24 protein-coding genes and 2 tRNA genes are annotated in these 19,503 nt (G+C 59.1%); 18 read left to right on the top strand and 8 right to left on the bottom strand.

Annotated elements, in window-relative coordinates; genetic code table 11:
* Nucleotides 1–3 precede the first annotated feature (3 nt).
* The 14 genes from G3T16_RS18685 to G3T16_RS18620 all read left to right on the top strand — a co-directional run bounded on the left by G3T16_RS18685 (nucleotide 4) and on the right by G3T16_RS18620 (nucleotide 8,225).
* Nucleotides 4–450: a phosphatase domain-containing protein gene (locus tag G3T16_RS18685; RefSeq protein WP_163496548.1), complete on the top strand. Its 447-nt coding sequence runs from the start codon at nucleotides 4–6 to the stop codon at nucleotides 448–450.
* Between the two features lie 146 nt (nucleotides 451–596).
* Entirely contained in the window at nucleotides 597–1,304 is a 708-nt protein-coding gene (locus tag G3T16_RS18680) for a PD-(D/E)XK nuclease family protein (RefSeq protein WP_163496547.1), read from the top strand.
* Nucleotides 1,301–1,933 (top strand): 3'-5' exoribonuclease domain-containing protein, encoded by a 633-nt coding sequence (locus G3T16_RS18675; RefSeq protein WP_163496546.1) that lies wholly within the window; start codon nucleotides 1,301–1,303, stop codon nucleotides 1,931–1,933. Before G3T16_RS18680 ends, G3T16_RS18675 begins: the two co-directional genes overlap by 4 nt.
* Nucleotides 1,930–2,217: a hypothetical protein gene (locus G3T16_RS18670; RefSeq protein ID WP_163496545.1), complete on the top strand. Its 288-nt coding sequence runs from the start codon at nucleotides 1,930–1,932 to the stop codon at nucleotides 2,215–2,217. The genes G3T16_RS18675 and G3T16_RS18670 overlap by 4 nt, the downstream gene beginning before the upstream one ends.
* Complete coding sequence (locus G3T16_RS18665) at nucleotides 2,207–2,572, top strand: hypothetical protein (protein WP_163496544.1); 366 nt, start codon at nucleotides 2,207–2,209, stop codon at nucleotides 2,570–2,572. The genes G3T16_RS18670 and G3T16_RS18665 overlap by 11 nt, the downstream gene beginning before the upstream one ends.
* Before the next feature lie 47 nt (nucleotides 2,573–2,619).
* On the top strand, nucleotides 2,620–3,612 hold the full coding sequence (locus G3T16_RS18660; RefSeq protein ID WP_163496543.1) for an SNF2-related protein: 993 nt from the start codon (nucleotides 2,620–2,622) through the stop codon (nucleotides 3,610–3,612).
* Nucleotides 3,609–3,971, top strand: a complete 363-nt coding sequence (locus tag G3T16_RS18655) for a helicase-related protein (RefSeq protein WP_163496542.1) — start codon at nucleotides 3,609–3,611, stop codon at nucleotides 3,969–3,971. Before G3T16_RS18660 ends, G3T16_RS18655 begins: the two co-directional genes overlap by 4 nt.
* A complete protein-coding gene (locus G3T16_RS18650) occupies nucleotides 3,968–4,354 on the top strand; it encodes a hypothetical protein (RefSeq protein ID WP_163496541.1) in 387 nt (128 codons plus the stop codon). Before G3T16_RS18655 ends, G3T16_RS18650 begins: the two co-directional genes overlap by 4 nt.
* Entirely contained in the window at nucleotides 4,347–4,784 is a 438-nt protein-coding gene (locus tag G3T16_RS18645) for a hypothetical protein (protein ID WP_163496540.1), read from the top strand. Before G3T16_RS18650 ends, G3T16_RS18645 begins: the two co-directional genes overlap by 8 nt.
* 90 nt (nucleotides 4,785–4,874) lie before the next feature.
* Entirely contained in the window at nucleotides 4,875–5,570 is a 696-nt protein-coding gene (locus G3T16_RS18640) for a hypothetical protein (RefSeq protein WP_163496539.1), read from the top strand.
* Between the two features lie 51 nt (nucleotides 5,571–5,621).
* Complete coding sequence (locus G3T16_RS18635; RefSeq protein WP_163496538.1) at nucleotides 5,622–5,873, top strand: hypothetical protein; 252 nt, start codon at nucleotides 5,622–5,624, stop codon at nucleotides 5,871–5,873.
* Complete coding sequence (locus G3T16_RS18630; RefSeq protein WP_163496537.1) at nucleotides 5,874–6,128, top strand: hypothetical protein; 255 nt, start codon at nucleotides 5,874–5,876, stop codon at nucleotides 6,126–6,128. It begins immediately after the preceding gene.
* A gap of 141 nt (nucleotides 6,129–6,269) precedes the next feature.
* Nucleotides 6,270–6,929 carry a helix-turn-helix domain-containing protein gene (locus G3T16_RS18625; protein ID WP_163496536.1) on the top strand — a complete coding sequence of 220 codons (660 nt, stop codon included), beginning with the start codon at nucleotides 6,270–6,272 and terminating at the stop codon, nucleotides 6,927–6,929.
* A 222-nt stretch (nucleotides 6,930–7,151) separates the two neighbouring features.
* Nucleotides 7,152–8,225: a tyrosine-type recombinase/integrase gene (locus G3T16_RS18620; protein ID WP_163496535.1), complete on the top strand. Its 1,074-nt coding sequence runs from the start codon at nucleotides 7,152–7,154 to the stop codon at nucleotides 8,223–8,225.
* A 33-nt stretch (nucleotides 8,226–8,258) separates the two neighbouring features.
* On the opposite strand, the gene G3T16_RS18615 is transcribed toward G3T16_RS18620, so the two are convergent.
* Together G3T16_RS18615 and G3T16_RS18610 are read right to left on the bottom strand one after the other, a co-directional pair.
* Nucleotides 8,259–8,335: transfer RNA gene (locus G3T16_RS18615), tRNA-Asp, on the bottom strand.
* Nucleotides 8,336–8,357: 22 nt separating this feature from the next.
* A tRNA-Val gene (locus G3T16_RS18610) sits at nucleotides 8,358–8,433 on the bottom strand.
* 172 nt (nucleotides 8,434–8,605) lie between these two features.
* On the opposite strand from G3T16_RS18610, the gene queD reads away from it, so the two are divergent.
* A complete protein-coding gene (gene queD / locus G3T16_RS18605) occupies nucleotides 8,606–8,965 on the top strand; it encodes a 6-carboxytetrahydropterin synthase QueD (protein ID WP_163496534.1) in 360 nt (119 codons plus the stop codon).
* A 454-nt stretch (nucleotides 8,966–9,419) separates the two neighbouring features.
* Nucleotides 9,420–10,046, top strand: a complete 627-nt coding sequence (locus G3T16_RS18600) for a LysE family translocator (RefSeq protein WP_163496533.1) — start codon at nucleotides 9,420–9,422, stop codon at nucleotides 10,044–10,046.
* A 71-nt stretch (nucleotides 10,047–10,117) separates the two neighbouring features.
* Here the strand turns inward: G3T16_RS18600 and G3T16_RS18595 are convergent, their stop codons facing one another.
* Together G3T16_RS18595 and G3T16_RS18590 are read right to left on the bottom strand one after the other, a co-directional pair.
* The gene (locus tag G3T16_RS18595; protein WP_163496532.1) at nucleotides 10,118–10,444 is read right to left on the bottom strand and encodes a DUF3301 domain-containing protein; all 327 of its coding nucleotides are present in this window, start codon (nucleotides 10,442–10,444) and stop codon (nucleotides 10,118–10,120) included.
* Nucleotides 10,445–10,462: 18 nt separating this feature from the next.
* A complete protein-coding gene (locus tag G3T16_RS18590) occupies nucleotides 10,463–11,233 on the bottom strand; it encodes an alpha/beta fold hydrolase (protein ID WP_163496531.1) in 771 nt (256 codons plus the stop codon).
* A 64-nt stretch (nucleotides 11,234–11,297) separates the two neighbouring features.
* Here G3T16_RS18590 and G3T16_RS18585 point away from each other — a divergent pair, with 64 nt between their 5' ends.
* The gene (locus G3T16_RS18585) at nucleotides 11,298–12,086 is read left to right on the top strand and encodes a hypothetical protein (RefSeq protein WP_163496530.1); all 789 of its coding nucleotides are present in this window, start codon (nucleotides 11,298–11,300) and stop codon (nucleotides 12,084–12,086) included.
* 40 nt (nucleotides 12,087–12,126) lie between these two features.
* On the opposite strand, the gene G3T16_RS18580 is transcribed toward G3T16_RS18585, so the two are convergent.
* From G3T16_RS18580 to G3T16_RS18565, 4 genes are all read right to left on the bottom strand, one after another.
* Nucleotides 12,127–12,939 (bottom strand): crotonase/enoyl-CoA hydratase family protein, encoded by an 813-nt coding sequence (locus G3T16_RS18580; RefSeq protein ID WP_197911750.1) that lies wholly within the window; start codon nucleotides 12,937–12,939, stop codon nucleotides 12,127–12,129.
* Nucleotides 12,940–13,160: 221 nt separating this feature from the next.
* Nucleotides 13,161–14,249: an IS5 family transposase gene (locus tag G3T16_RS18575; protein WP_163493605.1), complete on the bottom strand. Its 1,089-nt coding sequence runs from the start codon at nucleotides 14,247–14,249 to the stop codon at nucleotides 13,161–13,163.
* A 131-nt stretch (nucleotides 14,250–14,380) separates the two neighbouring features.
* Nucleotides 14,381–16,084, bottom strand: coding sequence for an AMP-binding protein (locus G3T16_RS18570; protein ID WP_163496529.1), 1,704 nt, complete (start codon nucleotides 16,082–16,084; stop codon nucleotides 14,381–14,383).
* A gap of 74 nt (nucleotides 16,085–16,158) precedes the next feature.
* Nucleotides 16,159–16,716: a nitroreductase family protein gene (locus G3T16_RS18565; protein ID WP_163496528.1), complete on the bottom strand. Its 558-nt coding sequence runs from the start codon at nucleotides 16,714–16,716 to the stop codon at nucleotides 16,159–16,161.
* A gap of 401 nt (nucleotides 16,717–17,117) precedes the next feature.
* Between G3T16_RS18565 and G3T16_RS18560 the strand changes: the two genes are divergently transcribed.
* Nucleotides 17,118–19,433 (top strand): TonB-dependent receptor, encoded by a 2,316-nt coding sequence (locus G3T16_RS18560; protein ID WP_163496527.1) that lies wholly within the window; start codon nucleotides 17,118–17,120, stop codon nucleotides 19,431–19,433.
* The last annotated feature ends 70 nt before the right edge of the window (nucleotides 19,434–19,503 follow it).

The following is a 19,503-nucleotide window of genomic DNA, read 5'->3' as shown; positions in this document are numbered from 1 at the left end:
TCCATGGCAAAACGAATGGTAATTTTCGACATCGACGGCACCCTCGCCGACAACGAACACCGGGTACACCACCTGAAGGGTGAGACCAAAGACTGGGAGGCGTTCTTCGCCGACCAGCACCTAGACACCGTCCGCAAAGATGTAGCGCGGGTGTTCAGCCTCTACGCCTCCGACCTTGACATGTACATCGCCGTCCTCACAGGGCGGGGAGAAGAATACCGTGAGGTAACCGAACGCTGGCTGGACAAAAATGGCCTGCTACCCAACACACTAACGATGCGCCCCGCCGGCAACCGGACCAACGATGACATCCTCAAAATGGAAGCCATCAAAAGCTGGCAGGAGGAAGGCTACGAAATCGTCGGATTCTACGACGACCGAAAAAGGATCTGTGACGCAGTTCGTACCCACGGCATCACCGTATTCCAGATGGCCGCTGGTGACTTCTGATGGGCGATTTTACGTTCGACCCAGCAAAGGCAAAGGCGCCAACTAAACCGCCACCACCGACTAGCGACTTCACCTTCAACCCGAAGACGACCCCCGGCACCGTCCCAGCTCAAGTGCCACAGATCCTGGTGCCTGGCAGCGGCCTCGTGCCCACCTGGTCCGCCACCATGCTCAAGAAATACGAGACCTGTGCCTACAGCGTCTACCTGGAGCGGGTGAAGAAGGTACCCCAGGAGAAGAACGTGGCCTCTGACAGAGGTTCCGCGCTCCATGACATCGCCGAGTGCTACGTCAAATCTGAATGGGAGGCTATCGCGGATACCAGCCAGCCATTCATCAAGGACTGGGAGGACAAGATCTACCCCAAATTCCGGGCGGACTTCGATCACCTCCGCGATCGATTCGCCGAGGGGAAGGTCGAGGTTGAAGGCAATTGGGGCTTCACCGTCGACTGGGAACCCACCGGCTGGATGGGTAAAGACGTCTGGGCCAGGGCAAAACTCGATGTCCTGGAATGGCAGGACGAGAACTGCGCCAGGGTCATAGATCACAAGTCTGGTAAGAAGTTTGGTAACGAGATCCCCCACGCTCAACAGGCGATGATCTACGCGATCGCTGCCTTCATGCGCTACGAGCAGCTGGAGTTCGTAGAGACCGACTTCTGGTATCTCGACCACGGTCTATACAGCCCGCAGCGCTACTCCCGCCAACAGGCATCACAGTTCCTGCCACGCATCACCCAACGGGCCACTGTCCTCACCTCAGATACCGAATTCAAGCCGACACCCAGCAAAGGCAACTGCATGTGGTGTCCCTTCCGAGCCAACGAAGCCTGCGAATGGAGGGTCGAATGACTCCCGATACAATTGCGTCCATGGACATAGAAACCTTGTCCACAAACACCAACGCCAAGATCCTGTCCTTCGGCATGGTCATGATCGACCCCAGCAAAGACCTCACCTTCGAGGAGATCTGCGCGACGGGCATCGAGATCCTGTTCCGCACCGATGTGCAGGCCGACCGCCACGAGTCACTCTCCACGCGCAAGTGGTGGAGCGAACAAGGTCCCGAAGCCCAGCGGGTCCTGGAGCCCGGCGACGCCGCCATCCACCCCGAGGATTTCTACAAAGCCCTGGAGCATTACGCCAGTGCGATCGAAATGCAGAAGTGCCGCTGGTACACCCGCGGACCACATTTCGATATCTCGCGGATGGACTCCCTGTTCGAGACATACAACATCTCAGCGCCCTGGAAATATTACAAGGTCCGCGACATCCGCACCTGGCTGGAGGAGAACGGCCTGGAGGACAACATCAAGCTGGAAAAGCCCCCCGGCATGATCCCCCACAACGCGATGCACGACGCCGCCTTCGACGCCTGGATGATGCTGCAGATCCTCCACGGCAAGCCGCTGGTCCGTGACTCTGGCAAGAAGCCACCGCTCACCTTCGAGGCCATGAGAGCGATCGGAGGCGCCCGATGAACGAATCCATGGTGAACAACATGGACGCCGCCGAGATCGCCAGGCACCTGGAAGATGGCAACCTCGACGAGGCCACCATCAACAAAGCCTGCGACTTTCTCATGATGTGGGACGACCACGACAAGCGCGGCGACGAACGCATCGAACAGCACGTGCACGACGAGATCTGCGAAGAGTTGGATAGAGAAATCGCCGCTCAAAAAATTGCGTTCACCGCCTTGGAAAAGGAACTGGCCGACGCCCAGAACACCATAAACAGATTGGAGGCCCTACATGACGCCTGATGACATCCGCAGCTTACGCAATACTGACTTCGCCCTTCACAAAGACATCCCGGCCGTATTCGCCTATGTCCAGCGAGCAATGCCTTTCAAACAGCGGGCAAAGGTCAAGGGTATCGCAGGGGCCGCCATCAACACTGCTTTCGAGACAATAGCGAAGCTGTATGAGGCGGAGCTAGCCCTACGATGGACACCAGTCTCTCAGTGGGAGGACCACCCGGAGTTCCGGGCTAGCGACTGGCAACACTTGGTGGCCAATGACCTCACACTCCTGGGCTACGTCGATTGGGTCAACTTCCAGCTGGAATCCCGGGAGGACCACCTCGCCCGCGTTACCAATCCTTCGGCATCCGCGTAAATATAGGTGTTACCTATGACAATGACCCTGATGCAGCAGCAGGTGGAGTGCGCCAACTTCTGGGCACGCCACCCCCGCATGTTCAACAACGGCGACCCCGGTACCGGGAAAACGATCAGCTCCCTGGCCGGCTGGCGGCAGACGATGCGCGGGCGACACCTGGCCATTGCCCCGCTGACTATCCTCCGCCCATCCTGGGGGCGGACGCGAATAGTTACCTCCCGGAGTTCTCCTGGGCCGTAGCTCACGGGTCACCTGCCAAGCGACAAGCGGCCTTTGACTCAGGCGCCGACATCATTTTTCTCAACCACGACGGCGTGAACTGGGTGGCCGAGAACCTGCACGTGCTCAAGGGGTTCAGCCACTGCACCGTCGATGAGTACACCGCATATAAGAACCGAACCACTGACCGCAGCAAAGCGATGGGGCTGATCGCCAACGAGATCGAGTACATCACCATGCTCAGCGGCACCCCCAACAGCAACCGGATCACAGACCTGTGGTTCCCGGCATTTATGCTCGACGGAGGCAAGAGGCTGGGCGAGTCGTTCTACAAATTCCAACAACAGACCTGCACCCCGATGGACATCCCGGGTGCCTCCTCTCCCTACGCCAAGAACTGGGTGGAGAAGGAAGGGGCACGCGACGTGGTGGCCCAGCTACTCTCTGACATCACCATCCGCCACGTACTCGAAGATTGCGTCGACATGCCAGCCAACACCCGCCGCACGCTACAGGTCGAGATGCCGGCGGCCGTGATGAAGCAATACCGGGAGCTGGAGAAAAGAGCAGTCCTGGAGACCGCGGGAGGCGTCATCACCGCTGTCCATGCCGGAGCCAAAGCGACGAAGATCCTGCAGCTGTTGTCGGGGGCGGTTTATGGTGCCGAAGGGGAAATCATCAAGATCCACCCTCACCGCGCCGAACTGGTCATTGACCTGGTACTACAGCGCGAGCAATCCGTAGTCGCCTTCAACTGGAAACACGAGCGCGACAGCCTCGTAGCCCTGGCCACTAAACACAAGATCCCTTCGCCGTGATCGACGGTGACCTCACAGGGAGCACCCGCACCACCAAAGTCCAGAAGATCGTTGACGATTTCCAAAACGGCAAGCTGCGGGTCATCTTCGCCCACCCCAAGAGTGCCGGCCACGGCCTGACGCTGACCCGAGGAACCACCACGATCTGGGCCTCGCCCACCTACAACGCGGAGTGGTTCCAGCAGTTCAATGCCCGCATCTACCGCAAGGGGCAGACCCGCAAAACTGAGACCCTCTGTATCGCAGCCCTCGGCACCAAAGAGGAAGACGTCTACGCGCAGCTGTTCAACAAGGTCTCCAATATGAACGAACTACTCGGCCTGTTCGCGGGCATGACCAGAGTTCAGGAGGCAGCATGAACCGGGACACCTTCACGCGCAACCAGGCGCTCGCCGCCATGATCTGTATGCAGTTCGTCGAGGAGCACCACTCCAACTACCAGACAGCGCTCTACGAAGACATTTTTGAGTTTGCCCAAGGGTCCTTCGAGCTGCGCGACCTCGTCCTTGACCTCGCAGTAGTGCTCGACGCTATCTACGAAGAACACCGAGACGTGTTCATGGAGTGGGGCCGCTGCTACGACTACGAGTACCTCTACGGGATTATGCAGCGCCTCTTCACAGCCTGGAGCACTGGCAAGGTCGATAGCCCCTTCGAGTACACCCGCGAGGAACTCACCGTCATCGCAAAGAACCTTTTCACAGAACACCTTACCCCTGAAAGGAGTACCGCCAATGGCTGAAGCAGCCCTGAAAATTGTCGAAGAAAACCCTTACGAAAAACGCACCATCGCTGATCTGATTCTACAGCGGAAGAAGCACGACGAGGAGCGCGCCGCGGCCAGCCGGCAAGAACGTCAGAGCAAAGCGCAGATTGCGCTGATCGACGAAGTGCTGCTGGCGTTCCACGAGACCAGCCCAGAAGTCGCCATTCTGCAGGAAGGCGGGACGCGCATCGGCTTCACCGAGGAGACCATCTTCAACGCCTCTGGTGAGGTGAAACAAGCATTTTCCGAATGGGTCCGGGAGACAGGCAACATGCACCTGATCACCTGGCACATCAACAACGCTGCAGCCAGAGAACACCTGGCGTTGTATGGGGAGCTTCCCCACGCCGAACCGTTCAAAAAGACGAAAGTCTCGATGACGACGGCGAAAGCAAAGAAGAAGTAGGGGAATCCCTACTGGACACCGCCGTAGGTAGCGCCTATTATATAGGCAATACCTATATTCGCTTTACCACCTGAACCAAGAGAACTCACTATGTCCCAAACCACTGAAGTAGCCCTGTTCGGCGACAAGACCGCCGACCTCCCGGCCCACTTGCAAGACGATTCAGTCGGCGCAATGGGTAGCGAGAACACCTCAGTAAAAGACTACGCGATGCCCCAGCTGAAGCTGCTCCAGGCGCTCTCGCCTGAATGCCGTTCAGTCGAGGGTGCCAAGGAAGGCATGCTACTGAACTCAGTCACGCAAGAAACGTTCGATGCTGTCTTCGCCATCAACCTGTACTTCACCAAGGAGTACGCCATCTTCAAGAAGCGCCTCAAAGGCGGCGGTTTCTTCGGTAATTTCGACACCGAAGCCGAAGCCCTGGAGGAACTCGCGACCCTGGAAGGCGACCCTGCCCACTACGATGTGGTCGAGACCGACAAGCACACGCTGCTGCTCCTGGACGATGAAGGTGCGCCTACTGGGCCTGCCCAGATCTTCATGTCCTCCAGCAAGCTGCAAGTGTCCCGTGTCTGGAATACCAGCATCAACCAGAAGAGCCTCAACAAGCCCCGCTTCTCCCGTGTCTGGCGGGTCGGTTCCATCATGGAGAAGAACAAGCGCGGCGACGAGTACGCCAACTTCACCATCACCGACTGCGGCTGGGCACCTCCTGCCCTGTACGAAGCGGCCTTGGACGGCTACCGCGCCGTCTCAGGTACCGCGGCTCCTGCCGAAGCAGCGTAACCTCGGGGGGCGCAAAGCCCCCACCCCCATAACTCAACAGGAATCAACACCATGGAAGCTATCCAGGCTTATCGTACCTCCGACGGCGAGACTTTCTTCGATGCAAGTGCCGCCGCCACCCACCAATCAGCCATTGACAACGCTGATTTCATCGCCAAGTTCATCGCGGATCATGAGATCAACGAACGCACCGCCAAGACCATGGGGCACTACCTGCCGGCGTTCATCGTCGCAGTAGAGCAACGTGTTATTGCTGGCGGCGAGTTCGATGTCCAGAGTGGTCCACAGGCCGAAGCTGTCTGATTGAACGAACACGGCTACATTAAGTCCATTCATCGACACGTTCCCCTACCCACCTATTCGTGGAAAATCCATGATGCGTTCAACGGGGGCGTGTTCGATGCTTTTTATTCTGATAATGGGGGGCTGTTGTTTGTCGAATATAAGTACCAACCCAAAATACCCAAACGCGCCACCACCATGCTGGTCCCGGCCTCTCTGGTCTACAGAGTACCTGGGGGAGGGAGCGTCATGCTCAAGGAATCCCTGTTGCCGTAGTTCTCGGCACACCCCTTGGTGGTGTATTCTTTACTGACTTATCCTGGGAGGCCGGGATCAGTCGCACCGACCTGGATCGGTACGCATTGCCTCAAAAAAGCATTGCTCGTATCATCCTAGACCACTGCAAGGGAAAAGTGCATGTCACCTCCAACACAAAGATATACAGCCACAGCCAACGACAAGAAACGAGCGGCCAGGCTCCGCAGGATCTGGGACAGCAAGAAGGGAGAGCTAGGGCTCACCCAGAAAACTGCCTCCCGGACACTCGGGATCTCCCAGCCGTCACTAAGCCAATATCTACACGCGGTCATCCCCTTGAACACGGAGATCGTCTTTAAATTTGCGGCCATACTAAGGGTAAGCCCTTTGGAAATTGACCCTAGCTTAGAAAACGTAACTTCACTGCTGAACTACAAGGCTACCAACCTACAACAGATCAGTGTGTCTCTAATAGGATCACTCACCGGGAAAAGCGTAATGGGAAGAGCACCTGCCATAGTTGAGGATCTATCGTCCGATTCCAACTACGCTGGAATATCAGTGGATAGTAACGACCTCGACGAACACGGAATCCCACAAGGTTCCACTTTGGTTCTCGACCTGGATAAGGACCCCAGGGTGAAGAATCGTATGGTTGCGTTCCGCCTGCGGAACGAGAACGGCTACAGAGTTGGCCAATATATGGACGCCACCTCCACGGGGCATCGCGTCGCCCAGCTGTTGAGCAAGGCACCCCGCGTCCTCCGGTCCTCCGACATCCTCAGCATGCACCTGGTTCAAAGTGTACAGATGCCCTAGCGGGCTCTTTCGCTGCACCAGAATATAGGTATCACCTATGGAAAAGCACGACACGCTAGACGCCGCAAACGCCGATGAGTACCGCAGCAAGAGCGCCTGGGCCGCCGACCGGGGTATCACCCTCGGCGTGATCCATGGCTGGATGAAACGGCACTGGACCCGAGGGTATCACTACGTGGTCATCGGCAAAACGACCATGATCCATACAGAGAGGGCGAACACATGGATTGGCCAACGGGCATCCAGCCAGATGGATCAGGGCTCCGCATCCGCCTCTGGCACAAAAGCCGAGTCATATACTCAGAAACCCTCCCGGGGGACCCGACGAGCAAGACGCTTCTTTCCGCTGCAGTCAAGCGGCGTGAATGGCTTGTAGCCCGGAAGAAACTCGGGCTCCCCCTTTACCTCAGCGACGATGACAACGAAACCCGGGCCTTCCGCCAGGTAGCACGGGACTACTTGGATACCCTGGACGCCAAGCGCTCCACCCAAATGAGTTACCGGAGCCTTATGAACACCTATTGGGCGCCGTTCTTCGAGTGGCCGATCCAGGACATCACAGCTGCCGACATCAAACGGGAGCTGGCCACTCGCGAGGTAAGCCGCAAGACCAAGCGGAACGCCCTGATCGTCCTGCGGGGCGTCCTCAGCCACGCGGAAGTCTTCCCCAACCCGGCGGACAGGGTGAAGATCCGGCGTGACCAAAAGAAAGCCATCCAGCGTTACCTCCCTGCCGAGCGAACAGCGCTCCTGAAACAACTCACCGGTCAGGTGGCTGTGTACTTCGCGCTGATGTTCGGATGCGGGCTCAGGCCAGGAGAAGTCAGGGGCCTCCTGTGGACCGATTACAATGGCGAGGAGCTGTCCGTCACGAAGCAGATCACCCGCCGCCGGCCAGAGGCCACCACTAAGACCTATATGCGGCGGGACGTCTACGTCCCCCTCTGGGTCCGTGCCTACCTGAACAACCATAGCACTCGGTTCAACGGAGGCTATATCTTCCAGACGGAAAGCGGCGGCCCACACCTGGACACGGACGTCTTTAACGAGGAGTGGCAGAGAGCACATAAGCGCGCCAGGATTCCCTACCGAATCCCCTACACCTGCCGGCACACCAGGGCGGCCGAATTACTCTCCACAGGCGTCGACCCGGTTGATGCAGCGGAGCAACTAGGACACAGCCTGGAGATGTTTCTCAGGACGTATTCGGAGCTGATTAAGGAGTATGCGACCCCCCGGGATAAGAGCCGTTTTGAGGGGCTCGCCGCCGAGATACCGCCGAGGAAAGAGGGCTGATCTATATTTCTCTTTATAAATCAGCTACTTAGTTGGCGGAGCGGACGGGACTCGAACCCGCGACCCCCGGCGTGACAGGCCGGTATTCTAACCAACTGAACTACCGCTCCAGAAAGGATTCCCCGAATCGAATGGTGGGTGGTGACGGGATCGAACCGCCGACCCTCTGCTTGTAAGGCAGATGCTCTCCCAGCTGAGCTAACCACCCCCTGACCGAGAAGGCGCATTATAGAGATAAAACCGGAGCTGTCAAACCTTCCCACCGAAATTGCGGGAATATTTTAATACCCTGAAAATCACCTGTATTTGATAGTAAAATCAACCGGTTTCCAGCGCTTCCAGGGCTGGGTTCCAAGACGCATTACACAGGTCCACCCGCGATGGAAATTTACAAGGAATTTCATTTTGAAGCTGCTCACCGCCTGCCCAATGTACCATCCGGGCACAAGTGCGCCAGACTGCACGGCCACTCTTTCCAGGTGCGTGTGACCGTCACCGGCGACGTCGCCGAGCCCAGCGGCTGGGTGATGGATTTTGGCGATCTGAAGGCCGCGTTCCAGCCGGTGCTGGACCGGCTGGATCACTATTACCTGAATGACATCGACGGCCTGGAAAATCCCACCAGCGAAAATATAGCCCGCTGGATCTGGCGCGAGCTCAAACCGACCCTGCCACAACTGTCGCAGGTGGCGATTCGTGAAACCTGCACCTCGGGGTGCATCTATCATGGTCCGCAATAGTATCCCTTGTGTGGGGCTACCAGGCTGTCACCAAACCGTTACAGGACGGTAACATTTACAAAACACCTTGACCTTTGTCCAGAGTCTTCAGATACAGTAGTGCGAAGTCGGTCACAAAAAGCGTACCCGCTGAAGCACAGGGGACGGTGTTCCCGAATTGTGCTTTCAGTTACATTCCGTAGCAGAGGCGAAAAGGTTATGCACACTTGGACAGCCGGGAATCCCAATCACTAGCTTAGCCTTCCCTTTGCACTTGCAGCCTTAGATGTCCATCCTAACCCATTGTTTTAATTTGATTTAATTTGATTGTGTATTTTTTAACCAATCTGTAACATGGCCCTCGTTTGCTGGCGCGAGGCCTCGCTTAAACAAAATACCCACGTACTTATCCACAGATTTTGTGGAAAAAAGATGGTCCAGCCAATCGTGTTACTTTTCTGCTGATGGAGTCATTATGTCACTCAGTCTCTGGCTGTCCCTGTTGGGTGTTTGTCTGCTGGGTGCGATGTCACCAGGCCCCAGCCTCGCGGTCGTGCTCAACAATACGGTCGCGGGTGGCCGCAGTGCCGGCCTGGTCTGCGCACTGTCCCATGGCCTGGCGGTGGGACTCTACGCGCTGGTGACAGTAACGGGGCTGGCGTTGCTGATCGCGCGCTCTCCGCTGTTGTTCACCGGCCTACAACTGGCCGGAGCGGCCTACCTGGTGTATCTGGGGATGCGCAGCCTGCGCAGCAGCGGCGCCATGCCCGGCGCGTCGGCAGCGAGCGCGGGAGCGCGGCCCTCCTCCCCCGTCAGGGCGGCCAGCAGCGGCTTTTTGGTGGCCTTCCTGAACCCCAAGCTGGCAATTTTCATGCTGGCCCTGTTCAGCCAGTTCCTGCCGGCGGAACCCAGCCTCGCCACCCACACCCTGATGGTGGCAACCGTGGCCACTACGGACACGCTCTGGTATGCGCTGGTAGCCCTGCTGATCGCCACCGGGCCGGTGCTGCAGCGTCTGCAACGCAGTGCCCGGCTGGTCGACAAGATCTTCGGCATACTGCTGATAGTGCTCGGCCTGAGCGTGGTCCTGCGCCTGCTCTAAGCGGGCAATGATACAGGCTGTACTGTTTTTACCGCAGCCCGTCAGGCATCATCCCAAAGCAGTGCTCGCCTTCAATGCAAGGTAGGATCGGGCTCACGCACGACCACGGCCTGCAGCCGCTGGCCCAGCATGATGACAAAGCCCTGATGCCGCTGCACACCGTCGAAGCTGTAGTCGAACCGGTATTGTCGCCACACCCGCCAGCGACCGCGCTCGTCGCGGCTCAGCGAAAGCCGGTTTAGATGCACCGTTTGATCCAGCAATTGGAAGTCGTCACGCTCACCGGCGCGGGCAACTGCCTGCACCGCCAGCTCGCGCACACGGATGGATGCCAGGAACCAGACGCAGAGAGCGCCGAACCCCAACACCGCCACTATTTCTCCAAGGGTAAAATACACAATCCTTCCTGGGCCTGTTCAGCCGTCGAGGAAATCGCCGACGATCTGGTTGAACAGACGCGGTTTCTCAACATGAAGCCAGTGACCGCAGCCCTCCATCTCCTGGATCAGGGCCTCGGGAAAACGCTGTTCGATGGCCTCTCGGTACTGGGGCTGGATATAGTCGGAATCGCCGCCCTTGACGAACAGTACCCGGCCATTGAAGGGCGTCTCGGCCGGCAAGCCGGCTCGCAGCTGCTGGTAATGATCTCGCAGCGCGGAATAATTGAAGCGCCAGTGGTAGTGTCCGGAATCCCCGCGCTGCAGGCTGAGCAGCAGAAACTGGATGACGCTCTGTTCCTGCAGATAACGGCCCATCAGCTCGGCCGCCTCGTTGCGGCTGCGGCAGGACGCACCGGCGACTGCCTCCAGCGCTGCAAATACCGCGTCGTGGCTGGGGGGATAGGCCACCGGTGCGATATCGGCCACCACCAGCGCATCGATGCAATACGGTGCCTCCAGTGCCAACTGCATCGCCACCTTGCCGCCCAGGGAGTGGCCGACGAAATGCGCCGTTTCCAGGTGCCGATGCTGCATCCAGCGCTGCACCGCCGCCGCCAGATCTGGCAGCGCCATACTATCGGTCCAAGCCGAACGTCCGTGATTGGGCAGGTCCAGGCTGTGTACGCGGTAACGATCCTGCAGCGAGCGCGACAACGCTCCCAGATTACTGCCCATGCCAAACAGTCCATGCAAAAGCACCACATCGGGGCCCTCTCCAGCCACCGAATCAAACACTTCAGCCGTCATTGCCGCTGCCTCATCCGCGAGATTTTGCTACCATGCAGCGCACTATAAACGAACTGGAGCCACTATGCGTTATTTCCGCACCCCGGGCCGCGTCGCCGCGGTCGTTCTCATGCTGCTCGGCGTGCTGGCCTGCAGCGGCACCCCGACCTACAATCCCACGGTATTTGCCTACGAGCTTGATCAGGAGCGGCTGGACGCGGGCAATATCAAGACCGTCATCATTCCCCACATCAACCTGGGCGCGCCGTCCCGGAATTATATCGACAAGGAGGCTCCCCGCATCGACGGCATGGTCCGCAGCTACCTGAAAGACAATGGCTACACGGTGTTGCCCCAGCGCGATTTCATCCAGCACTGGAACGTGGCCACGCGTGCCTTCGGCGACCCGCTCGACCCCACCACCGGCCGCGTGGACATGAATACTTTCGTGCAGGTCATGCAGAATGTCCGCGATCAATTGCGCGAATCCAGCGACCTGGACGCCTTCGTGTTCACGGACCTGATTGAATTCCAGGTGCCCTTCAGCGCCGGGATGAAACATATCGCGCGCTGGGACGGAGTCAGCCGCAAACCCTCCCTGCAGGGCCCTGGCACCAGCATCTCCGCGGATTTCGACTGGTCGCAGATGGCCTCGGTGGCCTCGCTCCAGATCAGCATCTACGACATGGAACTGCAGCGGGTGTTTGCCAGCCGCGGGGGACTCGACGCTACCGATGCAATCGATGCCCGTTCCTCGACCGGCCGTTACATCCGGCGGCGCAGCATCCTGGAGAACGAGAATTACATCAAGGAAGGCATCCATCTGGCCTTCCATCCGTTTATCGAAATGGAGGACTGGCCGGGCAACCCCTGAGGCCCACCTCCGAGGATGGCCCGGGGCCCGCCGTGCCGGGTCAATCCTCGAAGCGCGCCTGCGATTTTTTCGCCTGGGCCTCGATGCCCGCCATCAGGTCCACCTGACTGAGCATGCCCGCGTTCCAGGTCGCCACGTAGTTCAGTCCGTCCCGCACCGGGTGGTCGCGGCAGTAAACCAGCATCTCCTTGCTGCCACGCACCGCCAGCGGTGATTTGGCGGCAATATTGCGGGCTATCGCAGTGACTTCGCGCAGCAGGGTGTCACGGTCGGCATAGACGCGATTGACGAAGCCCACTTCCCGGGCCTCTGCGGCCCCCATGTCGCGGCCGGTATAGGCGAGTTCCCTGGCCACACCGTCGGGAATCAGCCTGGGCAAGCGCTGCAGGGTACCGACATCAGCGGTCATGCCGATATCGATCTCACGGATGGCAAAATAGGCATCTTCAGTGGCGTAGCGCATGTCACAACAGCACACCAGATCCACCCCGCCGCCGATACAGGTTTTGTGAATAGCTGCCAATACCGGCTTGCGGCACTTTTCGATCGCGCTGAGATTGTCCTGCATCTGCAGCACCTGCCTGCGCAGCTGCTCTGCCCGCCGCGCCGGGTCGGTGGCTTCGCCCCCAAGTGCACTGAACATGCCCAGGTCGATACCAGCGCAGAAATGCCGGCCATTGCCCGCCAGGATCACGACCCTCACAGAGGGCTCCGCATCCAGCCATTCAAAACAGACCTGCAGCTCGCGCCACATGGCATCGTTCATGGAATTGGCCTTGTCCGGCCGGTTCAGAGTGACCACGGCAACATGCTCTTCGACGGCCAGGTCCAGGGTTTCAAAGCGGGGCATCATAGCTCAGGTACTCGCACTAGCAGGCTGCTGAAAAAGGCATGATTTTGACGCACTCAACTTCCTCGTCGTTCCGTGTCCCAAGTTTGGTCAACGGCGAGTCGGATTCGTGGCAACTTCACCGGATTGGGGATTCGGGGCCGATTTCCGCTGTGACAAGGTCCTTCATAGCCTCTATCGCCTCCATAAGCCGCTCATGGGCGCTATCGATTCCCCGTATCCCCTCACCACGCCGCCTCGGGCAGCAGATTTCTGATACGTATGAGATTGTAGGCAGCCATCACCCTCAGGAAGTCCTGTCTTACCCGAGTCAGACCTCTGAACTTTGTCTGCCTGAGCCCGCCGATCTGCTTGGCCCAGCCAAAAGGTTCCTCCACCCGTTTGCGCACCCGTTGGCTGATTTCGTAGCCCAGATGACGGGTCGTTCTACCGTCAATCGCAGACCCGCCTGCACGCTTCAGGTTTTGGGCAACGTGCGGGGTAACATCCAGAAATCTCAACACGTCGACAAACTCCCGTGTGTCGTACCCTTTGTCAGCTCCCAGTGTTGCGCCACTTTTCAATACCGTCGCCATGTCGATCGCTGCATCGCGCTCGGCAGTGCCAGTGGCCGAGGTAAGATCGGCATTGACCAGCAGGCCATTGCGGTTCTCCATCAGGGTGTGTCCGGTGTAGCTGGGGCGCGCTCCCATACCCTGGCCCTTGGACGCAAGCAGAGCCTCGGGATCCGTGCGCGAGGCATGGGTCTTGTTGCTGCGCTTCTCGCCATGGAAGTTGCGGCCCGCATTGCGGCCGACGCCATCAGGGTTGTCATCGTCCGAGCCATCCTTGCGGCGAACACTCTTGTGAGACGCCCAGGCAGCTATCAAAGTGCCATCAACGCTGAAATGGTCGTTGGACGTGAGACTACGTCGGCGGGCCATCTCGACGATTTCTTCGAAAAGGCGGCGCCCGATGTCGGCCTGCGCCAGTCGATCCCGATTCTTGGAAAAGGTCGAGGGGTTCCACACGGGATCGTCAACACTCAAGCCAACGAACCAGCGAAACATCAGGTTGTAGTCCAACTGCTCCATCAACTGCCGCTCACTGCGAATCGAATAGAACACCTGCAACAAGGAAGCGCGGATCAGACGCTCAGGCGGGATGGACGGCCGGCCGCAGTCTGCGTAGATCTCATTAAAAATAGAGTCCAGGTTGGTCAACGCTTCATCGACCAGTTTACGCATCTTGCGGATCGGGTGGCGCTTGGGAATGCGCTGTTCCAGCGAAACATAACTGAACAAGTCACCGCCTTCCTGGTAATCACCGCGCATTGTTTGGTCTCCAACCTGCGATTGCGCTATTTTCCCTCATTCGAGGGAGTTTTTCAGCAACCTGCTAGGGCTGTCCTTGTCGGTTGCTCATCATGATACCAGTGATTGTCGCAGGAGCCAGCGCCGACACACTAGGCTTCAGTCTCCCCTGCCTGTTCTGCGCGCAGGTGACGGTGCATCTGCTCGCGCATCACAAACTTCTGGATTTTACCCGTCACGGTCATCGGAAACTCTTCAACGAAATGTACGTGACGGGGAATCTTGAAATGAGTGATGTTGTCGCGGCAAAACTCCTGTATCTGCCCGGCGTCCAGAGACACGCCTTCCTGCAACTTGATCCAGACGCAGACCTGCTCACCGTAACGCTCATCGGGCACGCCAAATACCTGCGCCTCCTGGATATAGGGATGGGTGTAGAGAAACTCCTCCACTTCCCGCGGATAGATATTCTCGCCACCGCGGATAATCATGTCCTTGATGCGCCCGGTCACCTGGGTATAGCCATCGGCATCCATCACGCCGATATCGCCCGAGTGCAGCCAGCCCTCACTGTCGATGGTCTCAGCGCTGCGCTCGGGATCATCCCAATAGCCCTGCATCACCGAATAGCCGCGGCAGCAGATCTCGCCCTTTTCACCTACTGGAACCACTTTGCCCTGCGCGTCCACCAGCTTGATCTCGCAGTGGGGTGCGGGGCGGCCCACGCTGCCGACACGCTTCTCGACGGAGTCATCCACTGTGGTCATGTGATTGACCGGGCTGGTCTCGGTCTGACCGTAGGCGATCAACACCTCGCTCATGTGCATCCTGTCCATCACCCGCCGCATGACCTCCACCGGACAGGTCGAGCCGGCCATAATGCCGGTGCGCAGGCTGGACAGATCGAAGTCGGCAAAGTCCGGCAGGTCGAGTTCGGCGATGAACATCGTGGGTACGCCGTGCAGCGCGGTACAGTACTCCTCGGCCACCGTCTCCAGCGTGGCCCGGGGCTCGAAGGCATCGCCCGGGAATACCGCGGCCGAACCGTGGGTGACGCAGGCCAGGCTCGCCATCACCATCCCGAAGCAGTGGTACAGTGGCACCGGAATGCAGAGCCGGTCATGTTCACTCAGGTGCATGCCGTCACCCACCAGTTTGCCGTTGTTGAGAATATTCAGGTGACTCAACGTGGCGCCCTTGGGGTTGCCGGTGGTGCCGCTGGTAAACTGGATATTGATTGGATCGGTGGGCGCCAGCGCAGCGGACGCCGCCGTCAGCTGGTCCATGGGCTCGGCTGCGCCGCGCCGGCAGACATTGGCAAAGTTGAACATGCCGGCAGTGACGCCCTCCCCCATCCTTATCACACAACGCAGATGTGGCAGCTTCTGCGACTGCAGCTGACCGGGTGCGCAGCTGTCCAGCTCCGGCGCCAGTTGTTGCAACATACCCAGGTAGTCGCTGCTCTTGAACTTTTCCGCACAGATCACGGCCTTGCACTGCACCTTGTTCAGCGCGAACTCGAGCTCGTAGCTGCGATAGGCGGGATTGATGCACACCATGATCGCACCGATCTTGGCGGTGGCGTACTGGGTGAGGCACCACTCGTAGCAGTTGGGTGCCCAGATCCCCACCCGATCGCCGGCTGCGATGCCCAACAGCAGCAGGCCGCGGGCCAGCTCATCCACCCGCTGCCGGTATTCCCGGTAGCTCCAGCGGATCCCCTGGTGGCGGACGATCAATCCATCGCGCTCAGGAAAGCGCTCGGTGGTGGCGTCAAATACTCGGCCGATGGTATCGTTCAGCAGCGGCGGCACCGTGGGGCCGGCCAGTTCGCTGTAGGTCAAAGTCTTGTCCATTATCGTGTCAACTCTTGTCAATCCGGCCTGCCATCGCGGAGCGGACAGAGCGGCTTCCACTTGAACGAGGCGCCTCACCAGGTGCTGACGAAGTCCTCCGGATCCAGCTGCGGCAGGTTCTTGACGCTACCCTCGCGGGTGCCCAGGTACAAAAAGGCGACTATCTCTTCATGCGGTTCCAGTCCCAGGGCCGCTGTCACATAGGGATCGGTCGCTGCGTTGCCGGTGCGCCACACTCCCGCGTACCCGAGACTCTCCGCGGCCAGCAACAGGCCATGGGCGGCGCAGCCAGCCGACAGGCGCTGTTCCTGCGCAGGCACTTTGGGATGCTCCCGCAGCGACGCAACCACCACCATCAGCAGTGGCGCGCGCAGCGGTGCCTGACGCGCCTTTTCCCGAGCCGGGGTGTCCGCGCCGGGGTCGCGGCGCAGCAGGCAGCGCTCCAGCACTTCGCCAAAATCCTCGCGGCGCTCACCGCGAATGGTAATAAAACGCCAGGGACGCAACCAGCCGTGGTCCGGCGCCCGCAGCGCCGCACGCAGCATTTCCGCGAGCTCGGCTGCAGTCGGCGCGGGCCCGGTCAGTCTGGGGGCGGAATTGCGGGTTTGTAAAAACTGCAGGATATCGGCCATGGAGGTAATCGGGCTGGCAACGTGATCGGGAGTGCATCATACCGCAACTGGCGCCCTTGCAGGCAATCGGCCAGTCGCGAACAAGACAAGCGTGGCGCAAGTGATCCTTGCCCAGAACCCCGGACCAGCCAGCTGCTGTGCCCCTGCCGCAACCAGCTTGGTAATTTTTCACTATATCCTCGCTCTATCATCCGCAGCTGCTAATGTTTAATGTGTTAACTTGGATCAAGACAAGCCCGCACAAGCGTATTGTGATGCTTGTCATTCGAGGCAACAGATACCACACTCAGGGAGAACCAGACCCTGCAAAGCGAGGCCCATCTACAGGAACAAGCAACATCATTCGGAGCACCAGGCTAGCGGCAATCAGCAGTACCCAGATAATTACAAGGAGTACCAGCATGATATACACGCGCAAACCAGTAATCCTGCAAAAACGCCCTTTGGCAGCCGGAGTTTCGGCGCTGCTGGGCACCCTGATAACCACCACCATGATCAGCGGCGTACAGGCCCAGGAGGCCCGGCGAGGCTCTTCCGCCGCGATGCTCGAAGAGGTGGTCGTCACCGCCCGCAAGCGAGAGGAGGGTTCCCAGGATGTCCCGCTGGCGATCTCCGCGCTCAGTGCGGACCAGCTGGAAACCCTGAAGATCCGCGACCTGACCAATCTGTCGGTACGACTGCCCAACGTTGCGATGGACGATGTGGGCACCGCCCGTGGCACCGCCAACTTTTCCATCCGTGGCCTCGGGGTGAACAGCTCCATCCCCGGCATTGACCCCACCGTGGGTGTGATCGTGGACGGCGTCTATGTAGGCCTGAATCAGGGCATCGTGTTCGATACCTTCGACCTGGAAAGCGTCGAAGTGCTGCGCGGGCCGCAGGGCACGCTGTTCGGCCGCAATGTCACCGGCGGTGCAGTACTGCTCAACAGCAAGCAACCAGCAGACGAGTTCGAATTGACCCTGCGGGCCGCGGTCGACCAGGGTCCCGACGGCGGCCCCAGCAGCTACCTGATGGGCAGCGTCGGCGGTCCCGTCAACGACTGGCTGGCTGCACGCATCACGGCGTACTACAACGACGACGAAGGCTTTATCGAGAACGAGCTCAACGGCGAGGACCTGGGTGAAATTGAACAAATCATGTTGCGCCCGGTGGTGGTGCTCACCCCGTCGGACGATCTGGAATTCATCCTGCGCTATGAATACAGCGATATCTCCGGCCATGGCCCGATTGGCCAGAGTCACACCAATGGTTCCGGCGTACCGGGGACTCCGGTCAATTTTGATCGCGATGAGTTTGAAGTCTCGCTCGACGAACCGGGCTTCCAGGAAAGTGAGACCAACGCCTTTACCGCCGAGATGAACTGGAACGTGGCCTTCGGCGAGGGCACAGTCACCAACATCTTCGGCTGGCGCGACTACACCTCGGACGGCCTGGGTGACATCGACTCCCAGCCTGTCTGGCTTTTCCACGCCCCCTCCTGGCTGGAATACGAGCAGATCAGCAACGAGTTGCGTTACAACGGCCTGTTCGCCGAACGCTACAACGTGACCACCGGCATTTTCTATTTCGAGAGTGAAGTCAACTACCACGAACGCAGGGACATGGCGGGCGTACTGACCGGCGGAGTCATGCCCCTCGCCCGTTTCGATGGCGGCGGCAATCTCGACACCGAAACCTGGGGCGTCTTCGTGTCAGTGGATTACGACCTCAATGAGCGCTGGACCCTGAGCGTGGGGGCCCGCTATTCCGAGGAGGACAAGGACGCCGAAATTGCTTCACTGAGCAGGAATATCTCAAGCAATTTACCGATACCACTGCCCACAATCCCGCTGGCGCAGTCCTGCAATATTGTGCTGCGGGGCGACTGCGCCTTCGATTTTGTGGATTCAGACAGCTGGAACAGCTTCTCACCCAAACTGGGCTTTACCTACAACCTGGATGACGAATCGCGTATCTACGGTCACTACAGCCAGGGCACCCGCTCTGGCGGCTACAACATGCGCAATACCTCATTCGACCCCGCCGACACTCCTGGACCCTTCGACCAGGAGACCGTGGACAGCTTCGAGCTGGGCTACAAGTCATCGTTCGGACGCGGCATCCTCAACGCAGCAGTCTTCTACAACAAAATCGACGACATGCAGCGCGAAATTAACCTGCCGGGCCCCATCGGGGTGATCCAGCTGGTGCGCAACACTGCCGAGGCCACGATCATGGGGCTGGAGGTGGACGCCACCTACGCCCTCACCGACAGCCTGGTCGCCATTGCCTCGGTGGGCGTGATCGACGCCAGCTACGACGAGGTGCTGGTGGACCTCAACGGTGACGGCGTCATCGATGGCGCCGACGAGGATCTGGATCTGCCGCGGGCGGCGGATCTCACCTGGACCGTGGGTCTGAACCACGACCTGGAACTGGGCCGCTGGGGCTTCCTAGCCTCGCGGATCAGCTATTCCTACCGCGATGACTCAGCCTATACCGACAACAATCTGGGTTTCATCAACGATCAGAAACGGGTCGATGCGGGCCTGGACTTCTACAGCAACGACGGTCACTGGGTATTCTCCCTGTATGGCCGCAACCTGCTGGATGAAGTATTGCATGGCAATGATACCCAGCTGCCGGACGACATATTCGGCGTACCGCTGGGTGGGACCTTCGCGCCAATGTCCAAAGGGCGGCGGATCGGGGTGGAGTTGACCTACAACCTGTAGTTTTTCCGGGACAAAAAAGGCAGCCTCCGGGCTGCCTTTTTTTATGACGCCGTTTTGTGCCACGGTGCCA

The organism is Kineobactrum salinum (assembly GCF_010669285.1).
In the GTDB taxonomy this organism is placed as follows: domain Bacteria; phylum Pseudomonadota; class Gammaproteobacteria; order Pseudomonadales; family Halieaceae; genus Kineobactrum; species Kineobactrum salinum.
This window is presented reverse-complemented; position numbering and strand designations above follow the sequence as displayed.

Coding starts and splice junctions, on each gene's coding strand:
- G3T16_RS18670 (WP_163496545.1), top strand. CDS start 1,930: ATGAACGAATCCATGGTGAACAACATGGACGCCGCCGAGATCGCCAGG.
- G3T16_RS18635 (WP_163496538.1), top strand. CDS start 5,622: ATGGAAGCTATCCAGGCTTATCGTACCTCCGACGGCGAGACTTTCTTC.
- G3T16_RS18640 (WP_163496539.1), top strand. CDS start 4,875: ATGTCCCAAACCACTGAAGTAGCCCTGTTCGGCGACAAGACCGCCGAC.
- G3T16_RS18600 (WP_163496533.1), top strand. CDS start 9,420: ATGTCACTCAGTCTCTGGCTGTCCCTGTTGGGTGTTTGTCTGCTGGGT.
- G3T16_RS18580 (WP_197911750.1), bottom strand. CDS start 12,939: ATGATGCCCCGCTTTGAAACCCTGGACCTGGCCGTCGAAGAGCATGTT.
- G3T16_RS18570 (WP_163496529.1), bottom strand. CDS start 16,084: ATGGACAAGACTTTGACCTACAGCGAACTGGCCGGCCCCACGGTGCCG.
- queD (WP_163496534.1), top strand. CDS start 8,606: ATGGAAATTTACAAGGAATTTCATTTTGAAGCTGCTCACCGCCTGCCC.
- G3T16_RS18575 (WP_163493605.1), bottom strand. CDS start 14,249: ATGCGCGGTGATTACCAGGAAGGCGGTGACTTGTTCAGTTATGTTTCG.
- G3T16_RS18665 (WP_163496544.1), top strand. CDS start 2,207: ATGACGCCTGATGACATCCGCAGCTTACGCAATACTGACTTCGCCCTT.
- G3T16_RS18585 (WP_163496530.1), top strand. CDS start 11,298: ATGCGTTATTTCCGCACCCCGGGCCGCGTCGCCGCGGTCGTTCTCATG.
- G3T16_RS18565 (WP_163496528.1), bottom strand. CDS start 16,716: ATGGCCGATATCCTGCAGTTTTTACAAACCCGCAATTCCGCCCCCAGA.
- G3T16_RS18675 (WP_163496546.1), top strand. CDS start 1,301: ATGACTCCCGATACAATTGCGTCCATGGACATAGAAACCTTGTCCACA.
- G3T16_RS18625 (WP_163496536.1), top strand. CDS start 6,270: ATGTCACCTCCAACACAAAGATATACAGCCACAGCCAACGACAAGAAA.
- G3T16_RS18645 (WP_163496540.1), top strand. CDS start 4,347: ATGGCTGAAGCAGCCCTGAAAATTGTCGAAGAAAACCCTTACGAAAAA.
- G3T16_RS18685 (WP_163496548.1), top strand. CDS start 4: ATGGCAAAACGAATGGTAATTTTCGACATCGACGGCACCCTCGCCGAC.
- G3T16_RS18620 (WP_163496535.1), top strand. CDS start 7,152: ATGGATTGGCCAACGGGCATCCAGCCAGATGGATCAGGGCTCCGCATC.
- G3T16_RS18560 (WP_163496527.1), top strand. CDS start 17,118: ATGATATACACGCGCAAACCAGTAATCCTGCAAAAACGCCCTTTGGCA.
- G3T16_RS18590 (WP_163496531.1), bottom strand. CDS start 11,233: ATGACGGCTGAAGTGTTTGATTCGGTGGCTGGAGAGGGCCCCGATGTG.
- G3T16_RS18650 (WP_163496541.1), top strand. CDS start 3,968: ATGAACCGGGACACCTTCACGCGCAACCAGGCGCTCGCCGCCATGATC.